Annotated in this window: 16 protein-coding genes and 1 riboswitch; of the genes, 7 read left to right on the forward strand and 9 right to left on the reverse strand. The window is 68.6% G+C overall.

The window, feature by feature from the left end; all coding sequences use genetic code 11:
• Window positions 1-17 precede the first annotated feature (17 nt).
• From H610_RS0116200 to H610_RS0116210, 3 genes are all read left to right on the forward strand, one after another.
• Window positions 18-1,016, forward strand: a complete 999-nt coding sequence (locus H610_RS0116200; RefSeq protein WP_028240654.1) for a class I SAM-dependent methyltransferase — start codon at window positions 18-20, stop codon at window positions 1,014-1,016.
• Window positions 1,017-1,075: 59 nt separating this feature from the next.
• A riboswitch (yybP-ykoY riboswitch) is annotated at window positions 1,076-1,198 on the forward strand.
• Window positions 1,199-1,287: 89 nt separating this feature from the next.
• The gene (locus H610_RS0116205; protein WP_028240655.1) at window positions 1,288-1,872 is read left to right on the forward strand and encodes a TMEM165/GDT1 family protein; all 585 of its coding nucleotides are present in this window, start codon (window positions 1,288-1,290) and stop codon (window positions 1,870-1,872) included.
• Window positions 1,873-1,930: 58 nt separating this feature from the next.
• Complete coding sequence (locus H610_RS0116210) at window positions 1,931-2,368, forward strand: ester cyclase (protein ID WP_028240656.1); 438 nt, start codon at window positions 1,931-1,933, stop codon at window positions 2,366-2,368.
• Between the two features lie 3 nt (window positions 2,369-2,371).
• On the opposite strand, the gene H610_RS0116215 is transcribed toward H610_RS0116210, so the two are convergent.
• A complete protein-coding gene (locus H610_RS0116215; RefSeq protein WP_028240657.1) occupies window positions 2,372-3,181 on the reverse strand; it encodes a M48 family metallopeptidase in 810 nt (269 codons plus the stop codon).
• A 138-nt stretch (window positions 3,182-3,319) separates the two neighbouring features.
• Here H610_RS0116215 and H610_RS0116220 point away from each other — a divergent pair, with 138 nt between their 5' ends.
• On the forward strand, window positions 3,320-5,449 hold the full coding sequence (locus tag H610_RS0116220) for a methyl-accepting chemotaxis protein (protein WP_043238792.1): 2,130 nt from the start codon (window positions 3,320-3,322) through the stop codon (window positions 5,447-5,449).
• 13 nt (window positions 5,450-5,462) lie between these two features.
• Here H610_RS0116220 and H610_RS0116225 read toward each other — a convergent pair whose 3' ends face one another.
• From H610_RS0116225 to H610_RS0116235, 3 genes are read right to left on the reverse strand one after another with little or no spacing between them, the layout of a single operon-like run.
• Window positions 5,463-6,080 carry an SOS response-associated peptidase gene (locus tag H610_RS0116225; protein WP_028240659.1) on the reverse strand — a complete coding sequence of 206 codons (618 nt, stop codon included), beginning with the start codon at window positions 6,078-6,080 and terminating at the stop codon, window positions 5,463-5,465.
• 45 nt (window positions 6,081-6,125) lie between these two features.
• On the reverse strand, window positions 6,126-6,386 hold the full coding sequence (locus H610_RS0116230; protein ID WP_028240660.1) for a putative signal transducing protein: 261 nt from the start codon (window positions 6,384-6,386) through the stop codon (window positions 6,126-6,128).
• A complete protein-coding gene (locus tag H610_RS0116235) occupies window positions 6,386-6,568 on the reverse strand; it encodes a CPXCG motif-containing cysteine-rich protein (protein ID WP_028240661.1) in 183 nt (60 codons plus the stop codon). Before H610_RS0116235 ends, H610_RS0116230 begins: the two co-directional genes overlap by 1 nt.
• Before the next feature lie 87 nt (window positions 6,569-6,655).
• Here H610_RS0116235 and H610_RS0116240 point away from each other — a divergent pair, with 87 nt between their 5' ends.
• Window positions 6,656-7,822: a 1-acyl-sn-glycerol-3-phosphate acyltransferase gene (locus tag H610_RS0116240; RefSeq protein WP_028240662.1), complete on the forward strand. Its 1,167-nt coding sequence runs from the start codon at window positions 6,656-6,658 to the stop codon at window positions 7,820-7,822.
• A 16-nt stretch (window positions 7,823-7,838) separates the two neighbouring features.
• Here the strand turns inward: H610_RS0116240 and H610_RS0116245 are convergent, their stop codons facing one another.
• A complete protein-coding gene (locus H610_RS0116245; RefSeq protein WP_028240663.1) occupies window positions 7,839-8,105 on the reverse strand; it encodes a hypothetical protein in 267 nt (88 codons plus the stop codon).
• A 378-nt stretch (window positions 8,106-8,483) separates the two neighbouring features.
• On the opposite strand from H610_RS0116245, the gene H610_RS0116250 reads away from it, so the two are divergent.
• Entirely contained in the window at window positions 8,484-9,836 is a 1,353-nt protein-coding gene (locus tag H610_RS0116250) for a DUF1329 domain-containing protein (RefSeq protein WP_028240664.1), read from the forward strand.
• Between the two features lie 182 nt (window positions 9,837-10,018).
• Here the strand turns inward: H610_RS0116250 and H610_RS0116255 are convergent, their stop codons facing one another.
• The 3 genes from H610_RS0116255 to H610_RS0116265 form a co-directional block, all read right to left on the reverse strand.
• Entirely contained in the window at window positions 10,019-10,603 is a 585-nt protein-coding gene (locus H610_RS0116255; protein WP_028240665.1) for a YajG family lipoprotein, read from the reverse strand.
• A 214-nt stretch (window positions 10,604-10,817) separates the two neighbouring features.
• Entirely contained in the window at window positions 10,818-12,308 is a 1,491-nt protein-coding gene (mqo, locus tag H610_RS0116260; RefSeq protein WP_028240666.1) for a malate dehydrogenase (quinone), read from the reverse strand.
• Window positions 12,309-12,615: 307 nt separating this feature from the next.
• Complete coding sequence (locus tag H610_RS0116265; protein WP_028240667.1) at window positions 12,616-12,903, reverse strand: PA4642 family protein; 288 nt, start codon at window positions 12,901-12,903, stop codon at window positions 12,616-12,618.
• A gap of 197 nt (window positions 12,904-13,100) precedes the next feature.
• Here H610_RS0116265 and dauA point away from each other — a divergent pair, with 197 nt between their 5' ends.
• Window positions 13,101-14,846 (forward strand): C4-dicarboxylic acid transporter DauA, encoded by a 1,746-nt coding sequence (gene dauA / locus H610_RS0116270; RefSeq protein WP_028240668.1) that lies wholly within the window; start codon window positions 13,101-13,103, stop codon window positions 14,844-14,846.
• 22 nt (window positions 14,847-14,868) lie between these two features.
• Here dauA and H610_RS0116275 read toward each other — a convergent pair whose 3' ends face one another.
• Entirely contained in the window at window positions 14,869-15,780 is a 912-nt protein-coding gene (locus tag H610_RS0116275) for an SDR family oxidoreductase (RefSeq protein ID WP_028240669.1), read from the reverse strand.
• Window positions 15,781-15,982 lie beyond the last annotated feature (202 nt).

Here is a 15,982-nt window from a genome sequence, read left to right on the forward strand (position 1 = left end):
TTTTGCCCGGAGGCATCGTGGACCCACGTAGCGAAGTACTGTTGCGCCAGGCCGAGCGGTTCGGCGGCGCGCTGCTGCTGGCCGGGCTGCCGGCCGACGACCTGCTCGGCCGCCTGCCGCGCGCCCGTGGCTGGAGCTGGCACGCCGGCGAGCGGGCGGCGCTGGAGGCACGCTTTCCCGGGCGCGCCGCGTTCGACGTGAACATGCCCGACGGTGAATTCGACGCCGCGGTGCTGTTCCTGCCGAAGGCGCGCGAACTGGCCGAGCACCTGCTGCAGACGCTGGCCGCGCGCCTGGCCGGGCGCATGCTGTACCTGGTCGGCGAGAAGCGCGGCGGCATCGAGGGCGCCGCGCGCAGGCTGGCGACGCTGGGCCAGCCGCGCAAGCTGGACAGCGCGCGCCACTGCCAGCTGTGGGAAGTGCAGGTCGAATGCGCCCCCGAGGCGCCCTCGCTGGACGCCCAGGCGCGGCGCTTCGCGCTGGAAGTCGCCGGCGAGCGCCTGGAGGTCGTCAGCCTGCCCGGGGTGTTCAGCCACGGCCGGCTGGATGCCGGCAGCGCGCTGCTGCTCGAGCAACTCGACGGGCTGCGCGGCGGCCGGCTGCTGGACTTCGGCTGTGGCGCCGGCGTGCTCGGCGCCACACTCAAGCGCCGCTACCCGGACAGCGAGGTGCTGCTGCTCGATGTCGACGCCTTCGCCCTGGAAAGCAGCCGGCGGACCTTCGAGGCCAACGGACTGCAGGGCACGCTGATCGCCGGCAGCGGCATCGAGGACGCCCCGGACGGGCTGGCGGCGATCGTCAGCAACCCGCCGTTCCACCAGGGCGTGCGCACCGACTACCGTGCCAGCGAGGGGCTCATCGAACAGGCCGCCCGCCACCTGGCGCCCGGCGGCGAGCTGCGCCTGGTGGCCAACAGCTTCCTCAGGTATCCGCCGCTGATCGAGGCCCACCTGGGCGCCTGCCAGACGCTCGCAGAAGGCGCCGGTTTCCGCGTCTATCGCGCCGCCCGGCGCTGAGTGTCCCCGGACGACCGGTGAACTTCGACTTGCGCTGCCCGGGCGGCTTGGGCAAACTCGCGCCCGTCCTGGGGGAGTAGTCTCCGGCGAGCACCCTGCCCGCCCGGCATGCGTCAACACACTTGGTCCGCAGACCATGGCGCATGCGACCCGTTCAGGCTGCCAGCAGCCTGCGCCGGTTTGACAAGACCTGTGACGAACATGCCGGCCCGGGGCGGGACGGTCTGCTCGTCATTGGTATTGATCGAACCCGCCCCTCAAGGATGTCCGTTTGGAATCGCTGTTCATTCCGACCCTGGTGGTTGCCCTTGCCGAAATCGGCGACAAGACCCAGCTGCTGGCCCTGCTGCTCGCCGCCCGCTATCGCCGCCCCTGGCCGATCATCTGGGGCATCGTGGTCGCCACCCTCGCCAACCACCTGGCCGCCGGCGCGGTGGGCAGTTGGGTCGCGCGCGAGCTGTCGGAGGAAACCCTGAGCTGGATTCTCGCCGCCGCGTTCGGTGCCATGGCGCTGTGGACGCTGGTGCCGGACAAACTGGAAGACGACGAAACCCGCCGCGTCAGGCGCTTCGGCCCGTTCATGGCTACCCTGGTGGCTTTTTTCCTGGCCGAAATGGGCGATAAGACACAGGTCGCAACCGTGATGCTGGCGGCACAGTATCCTGACTTCCTGATGGTCATCCTGGGTACCACGTTGGGGATGCTGGTGGCCAACGTGCCGGTCGTTCTCGCCGGCAACTTCGCCGCCGACCGCCTGCCACTGGCGCTCATTCGCCGCATCGCGGCCGCGGCCTTCGCCGCGCTGGCCCTGTATGCCATCTATCAAGCGCTGAAACTCAGCGGGATGCTGGCCTGACGTCGTCGCGGCCGCACCCGATCCGCCATTCGAATGCGCCAGGGAGAACACGGGCCGCATGTCACCGGAAGAACGAAAACGCCGCGTCCAGAACCACGTGGACCTGAGCTGGAACAAGGGCCGCCTGGCACTGGCCGAACGCCTGCAGAGCCGCTACTTCACGTACAAGGGCTCGCTCTTCGGCCAGCCCATGGACAGCGCCGGGTTCGCCCGGGTGGTGCGCCAGGTGCGCGACGCCATGCCGACGCTGGAAGTGCTGATCGACGAATGCCTGAGCGAAGGGGACAAGGTGGTGACCGCCAGCACGCTGATCGGCACGCTGGAAAAGCCGCTGTTCGGCTTCCAGCCCAGCGACCGCGTGCTCGCCGTGGCGGCCATGTCGATCTGGACCCTGACGCCGACCGGCGACATTCTCGAACTCAACACGCTGCTCGACCTGGGCAGCGTGCACCGGCAGCTCACGGTCGCCCCGGGAGCGCCGGTGGTCCTGGACTGACCGCTAGAGGGCCTGCTCGTACAGCGGCGTGACCTTCGGAATGGTCGCCTTGAGCGACTCGATGCGCGAGCCGGACGAGGGATGGGTGCTGAGGAATTCCGGCTGCTCCGAGCCGCCCGCGGCGTTCATCTTCTGCCACAGACTCACCGCGGCGTTGGGGTTGTAGCCGGCCCGCGCGGCGAGCTCCAGCCCGATCAGATCCGCCTCGTTCTCGTTGCTGCGGCTGTTGGGCAGGGTCATCAGGTACTGCACGCCGAGGTTGGCCAGCTGCAGGCTGCCGTCGCCGACCCCGAGGATCGAACCCACCTGGGTGGCCATCTGCACCCCGTAGGCCTTGGACATCGCCTCGCGGCCGTGCTCGCGCAGGGCGTGGGCGATCTCGTGCCCCATTACCGCGGCGATCTCGTCGTCGGTGAGGTCCAGCTTCTCGATCAGGCCGGTGTAGAAAATGATCTTGCCGCCGGGACCGCAGTTGGCGTTCAGCTCCGGGCTGTCGATCACGTTCACTTCCCAGCTCCACTGCGCCGCATCCGGCCGGAATACCCCGACCTGCTTGATCAGCCGGTTGGCGATCGCATTGACCCGCTGGCTGATCGGCGAGTTCTTCTCCAGCACGCCCTTGCTCTGAGCCTCGGCGAGCGTCTCGCTGTAGGACTGGGCGTACATCTGGTTGACCTGCTCGCTGGACAGGGCGCTGAACATGTACTGCTTGCGCTCGACCCCGACGGCACCGCCGCTGGTGGTGTTCACGCTCTGACAGGCCGCCAGCAGCGCGGCCGCCAGCAGCATGGGCAAGGGTTTGAACTGGAACATGGAGGCTCTCCGGAACGATCGGCGCCTATGCTAGAGCCCGCGTGCCTGGCGGAGCAACCGGCGGAACTTTGGCGTTATAGTTACGACGCATGTGGCCGATAACAACACACACCGGTCACCCACTGGAGCCCAACAATAATGTTCAAGTCCATCCAGACCTCCTTCGCCGCGCTCGCCGGGGCGAGCATTCTTGCCGTCATCGGCGCCCTCCTGCTGTACGTCTACATCGCCGGCAGCCGCAGCCAGGAGCTGGTCGAGTCGAGCACCCGCGCGCTGATCGGCGACATGGTCGAGCAGCGGGTGACCAACCTCGCCCGCTACCAGGTGACCCGCATCCAGTCCCAGTTGCAGGCGCCCCTGGTGATCGCCACCGAACTGGCCCGGGTGAACAAGCTCACCGGCATGACCGATGACGACGGCATGCCCATGGCCAACCTGCCGCGCGGCGAGCTGATCAACCTCGCGCGGGCGACGCTGGACGACAACCCGTTCCTTTCCAGCCTGTACATCGCCTGGGAACCGAACGCTATCGACGCCAACGACATCATGTACAAGCGCGGCGAGCCGGGGATGATCGACGGCCGCTTCGTCGGTCGGCTGTTCCGCGACGAGCAGGGCAAGCTGCAGATCGACACCCTCGAGAATACCGAGGACACCCAGGTGCTGCCGAGCGGGGTGCGCGCGGGCGAGTACTACCTGTGCCCGAAGGAAACGCTCAAGCCGTGCGTGGTGGACCCGACCGCCCACGACGTCTCCGGCGTGTCGACCCTGCTCTCCTCGTTCAACGCGCCGATCATCCTCGACGGCAAGTTCCAGGGCGTGGTCGGCACGGACCTGCGCGTGGACTTCATCCAGAAGCTGCTCGAGGAGGTCAACGGCCAGCTCTACGACGGCGCCGGAGAGATCTCGCTGATCTCCACCAACGGCCGCCTGGCCGCCTACAGCCGCGATCCGAAGCTGCTCGGCAAGCCGGCCAGCGAGATCCTCGACGCCAAGGACCTCGAGGCCCTCGCCGCCCAGCCGATCGACCAGCCGCACTACCGGATCGATGCCGAGAAAGGCAACATCGTGCTGTTCATGCCGTTCTCCTTCCCCGGCACCGATGCGCGCTGGACGCTCTGGCTGGAGCTGCCGCAGAACGTGGTCATGGGCGAGCTGGAAGCGCTCGTCGGCGAGCTCAACCGGGAACAGACCGGCAGCCTGACCGGCATGCTGCTCATCGGCCTGCTGTTCGCCGCCGTCGGCCTGGCCGTGCTCTGGGTCATCAGCAGCCGCATCACCCGCCCGCTGCGCCAGATGGTCACGATGCTCGACGACATCGCCCAGGGCGACGGCGACCTGACCCAGCGCCTGAAGGTCGACAGCCGCAACGAACTCGGGCAGATCGCCTCCGGCTTCAATGCCTTCCTGACCAAGCTGCAGAAGATGATCGGTGAGGTGGTCGGCTCGGTGCAGCAGGTCAGCGACGCCTCGGAGAACACCGCCGACATCGCCATCCGCACCGACAAGGGCGTGCAGAAGCAGCTGGCCGAGATCGACATGGTCGCCACCGCGATCCAGGAGATGACCGCCACCGCCCAGGACGTCGCGCGCAATGCCACCCAGGCGGCCGCCGCGGCGCAGAACGCCGACCAGGCGGCGAACGACGGCAAGCACATCGTCGAGGGCACCGCCGGCGCCATCGTCAACCTGGCCAGCGAGATCGGCCGCGCGGTCGGCGTGGTGCAGACCCTGGCGCGCAACAGCGAGAACATCGACGCCATCCTGGTGACCATCCGCAGCATCGCCGAGCAAACCAACCTGCTGGCGCTCAACGCCGCCATCGAGGCCGCGCGCGCCGGCGAGCAGGGCCGCGGCTTCGCGGTGGTGGCCGACGAGGTGCGCAACCTGGCGCAGAAGACCCAGCAGGCCACCGGCGAGATCCAGAGCATGATCCAGCAATTGCAGGACGGCACCCGCGACGTGGTGCAGGTGATGGAGCAGAGCCAGGCGCGCACCGACCAGAGCGTGGAGCAGGCGCACCAGGCGGCCCAGGCCCTGCAGGCGATCACCGAGGCGGTGTCGGTGATCAACGACATGAACAACCAGATCGCCAGCGCCGCCGAGGAACAGAGCGCGGTCGCCGAGGACATCAACCGCAACGTGGTGAGCATCGGCGAAGTGGCGCACGAGGTCGCCGCCGGGGCGGACGAGGCGAGTCAGGCCAGCGCCGGGCTCACTCGCCTGGCCGAACAGCAGCGCCGGCTGATCAACCAGTTCAAGGTCTGAAGCCGACGCCGGCTCAGGCCGGCGTCAGGCACTCCGGCGCGTCGAGCCGGGGGTCGTTCACCAGGGTCGCCAGCGGGCGCTCGCGCAGCGGCGGCGCCGGCCGGGCGAGCAGTTCGCGCAGCTGCGTAGGCGGCGTGTCGGCCGCCAGCCAGGCGGCCTGCGCGGCCTCGTCGAGAATCAGCGGCCGGCGCAGCCCCGCCGCCGGCACCGTCACCAGCGCGGCGCTCAGGTAGACGTGGCCCTGCACCGGGTAGGCCTCCCAGAGCGCGGCGAAATGCAGCAGCGAGGCCTCGCCGGTCATCCAGAACGGGCGCTTGAGCTGAGTGCCGCGCCACTCGTAGAAGCCGTTTGCCGGCAGCAGTCCACGGCGCAGCAGGAAGGGTTCGCGAAACATCGGCTGGTCGGCCAGCGTCTCGGCGCGCGCATGCGCCGGGGTCTTCGACAGGTCGGTCAGCCACGCCGGCGTCAGGCCCCAGCGCACCCGGTCGAGGCGCACGCCCTCTTCCCCTTGCCGCAGCAGCAGCACCTGAGCGCCGGGCGCAAGGCTCCAGTGCGGCTCCTGGTCGGCGGGAAAGCCGGGCAGACGGGCAAAGTCGGCGTTCCAGCGGAACAGGGCGTAGCGACCACTCATAAGGAGGACTCTCGGGCGGGACGACGGGCCGCGGCGCGGCCCGCGCTAGCAGAGCAGTTCGCCCGGATAGCTGTCGGGTTCGTCGCCGGGCAGCGGCAGGGCGCCATTGTACCCGGCGATCAGCTCGCTCGCCCGCGCCGCCTGGTCGTCGCTGACCATCAGCGCCAGCAGCCCGCTGACCGGCAGTTCACCCACCGCCCCGATCAGGTGGCGGCCGGTGAGGAAGGCGTCGATGCCCTCGCCCGCCAGCATGCCGATCAGCATTTCCGCTTCCAGCAAGTCCCTCGGTTCGTAGATACGCCGCATCAGTCGTCCTCCCGATGAACATCCAGGGTCCAGTCGACACCGTCGGTGTACAGCGCGAATACGATCGGCCGGCAGCATACCGGGCAATCTTCGACGTACTGCTGATCACCACCGCTGAGGTCGAGTACGGCCTCGGCCGGCTCGCCGCAGTAGGGGCAGTCGTATTCCTGGGTCTCGAGCATCGGCCGTCCCTCTGTGACTTGTCGTTATAATCGCCGTCTCACTCCGGGCGGCCAGTCAGGCCGGCCGCCTCAACCCTTACCGAGAGCATGATGGACGCATTCGAAGCCATTCGACCCTATGCCGACGCCGAAGTCCCGGCGGTCATGGCGCGCCTGTTCGCAGACGAAACCTTCCTGGCCATCCTTGCCCAGTTCCGCTTCCCGCGCCTGTCCGGGCCGATGGGCTGGCTGCTCAAGCCGCTGATCGCCCATCGCCTGCGCCGCGAATTCGCCGGCATCCACACCGTGGAGGCCCTGCAGAACAAGATCGAGCCGTACATCGACCGCACCATCGAGCGCGCCACCGACGGGGTGACCTACTCCGGGCTGGAAGGCCTGCAGCACGGACAGGCCTACCTGTTCCTGGCCAACCACCGCGACATCGTGATGGACCCGGCGTTCGTCAATTACGCCGTGTACCAGGCCGGCATCCGCACGCCGCGCATCGCCATCGGCGACAACCTGCTGCAGCGCCCCTTCGTCAGCGATCTGATGCGCCTGAACAAGAGCTTCATCGTGCACCGCTCGATCACCGGGCGCCGCGAGAAACTGGCCGCCTACCAGCTGCTGTCGGCCTACATCAACCACTCGATCCGCGAGGACCGTGAATCGGTCTGGATCGCCCAGGCCGAGGGCCGCGCCAAGGACGGCGACGACCGCACCGATTCGGCGATCCTGAAGATGCTGCACATGAGCCGCAAGGACGAACCCTTCGCCGAGGCCATGGCCGCGCTGCGCCCGATCCCGGTGTCGATCAGCTACGAGTACGACCCCTGCGACCAGGCCAAGGCGCGCGAGCTGTACATCCGCGCCACCACCGGTGGCTACAGCAAGACGCCGGGCGAGGACGACGCCAGCATCGCGCTCGGCATCACCGGCTACAAGGGCCGCGTGCACCTGAGTTTCGGCCGGCCGATGGATCGGGTGGCCGAGGACGCCAAGCAGATGGCGCTGGAGCTGGACCGGCAGATCATCGGCAACTACCGGCTGTTCCCGGTGCACTACCTGGCCTACGCCATGTGGGAAGGCCGCGACACCGAACTCGAGGTGCCGACCGCCGAGGCGCTGTTCGACGCCGAGGAAGTGGCCCGCGCGCAGGCCGAATGGAGTCGCCGCCTGGCGGCCTGCCCCGGCGTGCAGCAGCCCTATCTGGTGCTGCAGTACGCCATGCCGGTACGCAACCAGTACCGCCTGAAGGCCGGGCTCCCGCTCTGACCCGGCGGCGGCCGGCTCAGATCAGCCGGCTGCCCCAGGACACCATCAGCGCCAGCGCCAGGCCGGCATATCCGACGCAATAGAACATCTGGTTGAGCCGTGCGGTCGCCGCCGCTTCCGGACCGCCCGGCGCCTGCTGCCCGGCCGGCACCCGCGCGGCCGCCAGCCATTCGCGCCAGCGCGTGGCGAGCAGCAGCCAGCTACCGGCGATCGCCAGCAACATGGCCAGGGTATTGAGCAGTTGGGACGGGTCCATCAACCCGAATTGCGCCTGCAGCGACATCTCGACCTCCGCCTGGGCTGGAATGCAGAAAGGCCCACCCGCAAGCGCGCCACGGCAGCGAGTCTATCCGCGCGCCTGGCTACGCCCCGCGTCTTTCCGACGGGTGGCACCCCGTCGGCAGGGGCGTATGCGCCGACGTCAACCGCCGCACGAGCGTTTCGTTCGTGGCAGGGTTCCCCTATAGTCGCGCCCTCTTCCGAAGCCGAGGCCCTGCTCCAGAGCCCCTCGAGCCAGCCGAGAAGCGCCCGGCGGCATGGCGGAGCAGGCGGCGAGGCGGTCATTCCGTATCTGAAGGCCGTAGGGCCGCCGCCCGGCGGGGCCGTTGGACAGGCTCGGCGACGGAGGGTTCACGCAAGCACCGAAGGACACAGGCACGAGATGAAACTGAAGTTGACCCTGGCGCTCTCCCTGCTGACGACGAGCAGCGCCATGGCCGCGGTCTCCGCTACCGAGGCGGCGGCCCTGGGCGACACCCTGACCCCGGTCGGTGCCGAGAAGGCCGGCAATGCCACGGGCAGCATCCCGGCCTGGACCGGCGGCCTGGCCACCGACACCGGCAACGTCACCGCCGAGGGTTTCATCAACGATCCCTTCCCGGACGACACGCCCAGGTTCGTCATCACCGCGCAGAACTACCGGCAGTACCAGGACCACTTGGCGCCCGGCCAGATCGCGCTGCTCAAGCGCTATCCCGACACCTACCGCCTGCCCGTCTACGAAACCCGGCGCACCGCCGCGATGCCCCAGGCGATCTACGCCGCCGCCGCCCGGAACGCCACCACCGCCCGCCTGGTGCGCGGCGGCAACGGGCTGGAAGGCTTCGATACGGCGATCGCCTTCCCCATCCCCAAAAACGGCCTGGAAGCCATCTGGAATCACATCACCCGCTACCGGGGCGGCTCGGTGCGCCGCGTCGTGGCGCAGGCGACGCCTCAGGTCAACGGCGCCTACAAGCTGGTGAAGTTCGTCGACGAGGTGGTCTACACCAGCAACCTGACCGACTACGCCCCGGAGAAACACGGCAACATCCTTTATTACTTCAAGCAGCAGGTGACCGAGCCTTCGCGCCTGGCCGGCAACGTGTTGCTGGTGCACGAGACCCTCGACCAGGTGAAGCAGCCGCGCATGGCCTGGCTCTACAGCGCCGGCCAGCGCCGCGTCCGGCGCGCCCCGCAGGCCGCCTACGACGCCCCGATCGCCGCCGCCGACGGCCTGCGCACCTCCGACAACCTCGACCTGTTCAACGGTGCGCCGAACCGCTACGGCTGGGAGCTGATCGGCAAGAAGGAGCTGTACATCCCCTACAACGCCTACCGCCTGGATTCGCCGACGCTGAAGTACGGCGACATCGTCCGACCGGGCCACATCAACCAGGACCTGACCCGCTACGAGCTGCACCGCGTCTGGGAAGTGGTGGCGACCCTGAAGGAAGGCGAGCGCCATATCTACGCCAGGCGACACTTCTTCATCGACGAGGACAGCTGGCAGATCGCCCACGTCGACCATTACGATGGCCGCGGCACCCTGTGGCGCGTCGGCGAGGCGCATGCCGAGCAGTACTACGATGTCCAGGTGCCGCTGTATGCCGTGGAAACGCTATACGACCTGATCTCGGGCCGCTACGTGGTCATGGGGATGAAGAACGAGGAGAAGAACCCCTACACCTACAACTTCACGGCCGGTTCCGGCCAGTACACACCGGCGGCCCTGCGTAATTCCGGCGTGCGCTGACCCGCTGCGCGGTCAGCAAACCGTGGGGTGGAACCGCGCAGTGTTTTCCACCGTCTTCGGCGTGACGACCGCTCTCGCACATGCAGGCATCCGCCGAACCCTGCGCGTGGATGAGGCTGCGCCGTCATCCACCCTACGTCTCCATCGGCATCGCAGGGTGCGCCTGCACCGTGGCCGGCACATCACTGCGCCAGCAATTCTCCAATGCTCTGGTCGCGGAACACCCGCGACAACGCATCGCTGAGCACGTCGCTCACCAGCTTGGTATTGGTCTGCTCGTTGGGCGACATGCCGAACCGCTGGTTCAGCGTTGCGCCGTAGCGCCCGTTGTAGCGGCGGCCGCCGTTGACCGCCTCGACACGGAAGGTGGCGCCGATGGTGGCCTCGGTGACGTACAGCCCTTCCTTCGGCGACTGGTACTTCAGTTCGGCCAGGGTCAGGGTCAGTTGCGGCGCGTTGTAGGCGTTCGGGCTGGGGGTGAAGCCCAGCAGCCGCACCGCGGCCTCGGCCTGGGTCTGCAGCTTGGGTATCACGTTGGCGCTGGGCACCGAGACCGCGCTGGTCTCCGGGTACAGGCCGCCACGGGTGCCGAGCACCGGCGAGGACCGGCCATCGACCACGCGCACGACGACGGGCTGGCCCTGCCCCACGGCGTTGATGGTGCCGGTGAGCTTGGGGTTGGGGTCGAGCTGCTGCGGGCTGTGGGCACAGCCGACCAGAGCCAGCCCGAGCAGAGCGATGAGACCGAACGACAGGCGTTTCAGCATGCGGCTTTACTCCAGGTTAAAGGGCGATGAACGGCCGGCAGTATAGCCACAGCCGGATGTCGCCAACAGACTGCCATCACGCGCGCGTGCAGGCGCTCGATGCAAGTGAGACTGGCGCGCCGACCCTCCCGTTCCAGCCACGCGGTGCCGGCCGCAGAACGCAAAAGGCCGCCTGCACGACGGTGTGCAGGCGACCTTCGGGCAACGGCGGGGCTTAGTGCGCCAGGTCCAGGGCCGCGTCGGACTTGGCGCGAATCTCCCGGTAAGCCTCGGCGTCCTGTTCCAGCTGTTTCTCCCTCGCCGGGAAGATCTCCGCCAGCTTGCCGGCCCACTCCGCCGAGGCGGCGCGCTCGGGGAAGCAGCGCTCGATCAGGCTGAGCATGATCGAAACGGTGACCGAGGCACCCGGCGAGGCGCCCAGCAGGGCGGCGATGGTGCCGTCGTTGGCGGCCACCAGCTCGGTGCCGAACTGCAGGATGCCACCCTTGTTCGGATCCTTCTTGATGATCTGCACGCGCTGGCCGGCCACTTCCAGGCGCCAGTCCTCGGCGCGCACTTCGGGGTAGAACCTGCGCAGGGCGGCCAGGCGCTGCTCCATGGACTGCATCACCTCCTTGATGAGGTAGCGGGTCAGGTCCATGTTGTCGCGCGCCACCGCCAGCATCGGGCCGAGGTTGCCGGGGCGGATCGACATCGGCAGGTCGAGCAGCGAGCCGTGGCGCAGGAACTTGGTGGAGAAACCGGCGTAGGGCCCGAACAGCAGCGACTTCTGGCCGTCGACGACGCGGGTGTCGAGGTGCGGCACCGACATCGGCGGCGCCCCTACCTCGGCCTGGCTGTAGACCTTGGCCTGGTGCCGCTGGACCACCGAAGGGTTGTCGCAGCGCAGCCACTGGCCACTGACCGGGAAGCCGCCGAAGCCCTTGCCTTCCGGAATGCCGGACATCTGCAGCAGCGGCAGCGCGCCGCCGCCGGCGCCGAGGAAGACGAAGCCCGCGTCGACCTGGCGGGTGCCGCCGCTGCGGGTGTTCCTGACTTCCACGCGCCAGCCCTTGGCGGTGCGCTCGAGGCCGGTGACCTTCTGGTTGTAGGTCACCTTCACCCCGGGACGGGTGGCCAGGTACTGCAGCAGCTGGTTGGTGAGGGCGCCGAAGTTGACGTCCGTGCCGTGCAGCGAACGGGTCGCGGCGACCGGCTCCTCGGCCGGGCGGCCATCCATCATCAGCGGCATCCAGTCGGCGAGGGTCACATGGTCCTCGGAATAGGCCATGTCGGCGAAGGCGTGATGGCGACTCAGCGCATCGTGCCGGCGGCGCAGGTAGCTGATGCCCTTGTCGCCGCGGACGAAGCTGAGATGGGGAACCGGGCTGATGAAGCTGCTGGCGCTGCCGAAGCCCTCGCGCCCGATCATGTAGGCCCAGAACTGCTTGGAGACCTCGAACTGGGTGTTGATGGTGATCGCCTTCTTGGTGTCGATCGACCCGTCCGCGTTCTCCGGGGTGTAGTTCAATTCGCAAAGTCCGGCGTGGCCGGTGCCGGCGTTGTTCCAGGGATTGGAGCTTTCGATGGCTCCGGATTCCTGCAGCTCGACGATCTCAAGGTTGATGGAAGGATCCAGCTCCTTGATCAGGACCGCCAGGGTCGCGCTCATGATGCCGGCCCCGACCAGCACCATGTCGACCGTCTCGCTTTCGTGTTGCGTCATCCACGCATCTCCAAATCGCAGCAAAAAACTTCACGGCCGCAGTACGCGGCACGCGCGAAACCGTCATGGCCGCGCCGAGGGACTGGAGGGACGGTCCTTCGGCACGGCGCGGGGCGCTTGCCCCGCTCAGCTGCACTGGAAGGCTTTTGGCCTTCCTCTCGCACATACCACCTGCCCGGAGCAGGCAGGGCCTCATGGCTCTACGGTCGGGTGTACCTGCGAGATATTCCTTCACGTACCGCATGGACATCATCGATGCGGCACCTGCTTACGTTTCATGCGTCGAGCGTTCGGGCGGGATCGGACCTCACTGCCGTGCCGACTGCACGAGCTCGATGTACGGCGCGGCCTGGCGCTGATCGGCGATCAGGTCGATGAAGCTGCGCCCCTGGGCGTCGCGTGCGTCCAGGTCGTATCCCGCCTCGACGAAGAATTTCAGAAAGCGCTCGAAGTCATCGACGCGCAGGCCCCGGTAGGCCTTGACCAGCTTGTGCAAGGACGGCGGCGTGTCGTCGGCCGGCTCGGGTTGCAGAAACAGCTTGATCGACTCGTCAGCGATTTCCTCGCCGATCACCTGCTTCTTGTCTTTGCGCATGCTGCTCTCCGGAGGTAACGGGGTATTACGGGGGCGGCAGTTTACCCCCGGGCGGCGGCGCGCTCAACGCGATAGACGCGCTTGCTACCAAGGTATTACTGTGCCGGCAGCGGTTTGCGGGCGGCAATCGCCCAGGCCCGGCAGCATGCTCGCCGGGGCGGCCGCATCATCGGTTCTGCCGTTCAGGGAGTGTCGGCATGAGGCTTCCATCATTGTTCTCCGCCTGCCGCGAATCCTGGCGCGCCGGCTATGGTGCGGCGCAGCTGCGCCGCGATCTGATCGCCGGCCTGACGGTGGGCGTGGTCGCCATCCCCCTGGCGATGGCGCTGGCGATCGCCGTCGGGGTGCCGCCGCAGCACGGGCTGTACACCGTGCTGGTGGCCGCTCCGCTGATCGCCCTCAGCGGCGGCTCGCGCTTCAACGTCTCCGGCCCCACCGCGGCCTTCGTCGTCATCCTGCTGCCGATCACCCAGCAGTTCGGCCTCGGCGGGCTGCTGCTGTGCACGGTGATGGCCGGGCTGATCCTGATCGCCCTGGGGCTGCTCGGCGCCGGGCGGCTGATCGCCTTCATCCCCTACCCGGTCACCCTCGGCTTCACCGCCGGCATCGCCGTGGTCATCGCCACCCTGCAGCTCAAGGATGCCCTGGGCCTGACGCTGGCCTCGACACCGCAGCATTATGTCGAACAGGTGCAGGCGCTGGCGTCCGCGTTGCCGACGCTTCAGGCCGGCGACGCGCTGATCGCGACCGTTTGCCTGGCCGTGCTGATCGTCTGGCCGCGCCTGGTGCCGCGGGTGCCCGGACACCTGGTGGCGCTGACGGTGGGTGCGCTGCTCGGCCTGCTGCTGGAGCGCAACGGGCTGCCGGTGGCGACCCTGGGGGAACGCTTCAGCTACAGCCTCGATGGCCAGTCCCTCCCGGGCATTCCGCCGCTGCTGCCAACCTTCGCCTGGCCCTGGCAACTGCCGGGGCCGGACGGCCGTCCGCTGGTCCCGAGCTTCGAACTGATCCACCAGCTGCTGCCCTCGGCCTTCGCCATCGCCCTGCTCGGCGCCATCGAGTCGCTGCTGTGCGCGGTGGTCTCCGACGGCATGGGCGGCACCCGCCACGACGCCAATGGGGAACTGATCGGCCAGGGCATCGGCAACCTGGCCGCGCCGCTCTTCGGCGGCATCCCGGCAACCGCCGCCATCGCCCGCACCGCGACCAACGTCCGCGCCGGCGCCTTCTCGCCGCTGGCCTCGATCATCCATGCCGGGGTCATCCTGCTGGCGATCCTCTGGCTCGCGCCGCTGTTCAGCTACCTGCCGATGGCGGCGCTGGCGGCCCTGCTGCTGATCGTGGCCTGGAACATGAGCGAGGCCCCGCACGTGCTGCACACGCTGAAGGTGGCGCCGCGCGGCGACGTCGCCGTGCTGCTGGTATGCCTGCTGCTGACGGTGCTGTTCGATATGGTGCTGGCGGTGGGCGTCGGCCTGCTGCTGGCCGCCGGCCTGTTCATCGGCCGCATGAGCGCGCTGACCGACGCCGTGCCGGTCGAGCACCCGCGCGAGGCGGACACGCCCGAGCTGCCGCCGGAAGTGGCCGCCTTCAGCATTCGCGGCCCGCTGTTCTTCGGCGCTGCCGACCGGGCGCTGGGCGTGCTGCGGCGCTTCAACCCGCGGGTGCGGATCGTGCTGCTGGACATCAGCGCGGTGCCGCTGCTGGACATGACCGCGATCAGTACCCTCGAGCGCCTGCTGCGCGACTACCGCCAGCAGGGCGTCGGCCTGATCGTCGCCGGCGCCAATGCACGCCTGCGCCTGAAGCTGCGCCGCGCCGGGTTGCGCGACATCCGCCACGCCCCCGACCTGACGCGCGCACGGGCCAAGGCCCTGGCGCAGCTGCAGGCCGCGGACCAGGAGGCCACGGCCGATGCCGGACTCGGCCGGCCGGCCGGCTGAGCGCCGGCGGCCGTGCCGGTGCTCAGCCGGCGTGCTTCTGCAGGTTGGCCATCATTTCCCTCAGCGCCTCGATGTTGTCCGCCGGGTGCGCGGCATTCTCGAAGTCGCAGATCCGCGTCCACTGCGCGGCAACGTCCTCGGCATCGAATCCGGCCCTCGGGTCGAAGCCGACGCCGAGGCTGCGCTCCCAGCGCACCTTGCCCATCCAGCCGCCGCCGACCTCGTAGAGGCCGCCGGTGTCCTGGCAACGCTCGCTGCCGAGGTACACCACCAACGGGCTGACCAGCTCGGGCTTGAGCTGCTCGAACACCTGCGGCGGAATCAGCCCCTCGGTCATGCGCGTGCCCCCGGTCGGCGCGATGGCGTTGACCAGGATGTTCTGCTTGCGCCCCTCGAGCGCCAGGGTGCGGGTCAGGCCGTACAGCCCGAGCTTGGCCATGCCGTAGTTCGACTGCCCGAAGTTGCCGTAGATGCCCGAGGTCGAGGCGGTGAAGATGACCCGCCCGTAGGCCTGCTCGCGCATGTGCGTCCAGGCCGCCCGGGTGACCTTGTAGGCGCCCTCGACGTGCACCCGGTAGACCAGGTCCCAGTCGGCGTCGTCCATCTTGTGGAAGGTCTTGTCGCGCAGGATGCCGGCGTTGTTGACCACCACGTCGACCCGCCCGAAGGCGTCCAGGGCGTGCTGCACGATCTTGTCGCCGTCGGTGACCGAATCGGCGTTGGCCACCGCGGTGCCGCCGGCCCGGCGGATCTCCTCTACGACCTGCTCCGCCGCGGCGCTGCTGGCGCCCTCGCCGGCCTTGCTGCCGCCCAGGTCGTTCACCACCACCCGCGCGCCATGCCTGGCGAACAGCAGCGCATGGGCACGGCCCAGGCCGCCGCCGGCACCGGTCACGATCACGACCTTGTCTTCGAAGCGAATGGCTTCAGTCATTGTTCTGCTCCTGTCGGCAGGCTGTGAAAGGCGTCGGCGCCGAGTGTCGGCGAGCCTTCGGCCGCCCACAACGATACGCCCGCGAATGAATGGGCGATCATCACGCCCCCGCATGGCGCCAGTGAGAACCCCCGCACCTTTGCCGGAACTGCAGGCGCCGCCGCCTTGTTGCCCTCCCGCACGCATGCGCATACTCGTCCGT

It is taken from the genome of Stutzerimonas azotifigens DSM 17556 (assembly GCF_000425625.1).
GTDB lineage: Bacteria > Pseudomonadota > Gammaproteobacteria > Pseudomonadales > Pseudomonadaceae > Stutzerimonas > Stutzerimonas azotifigens.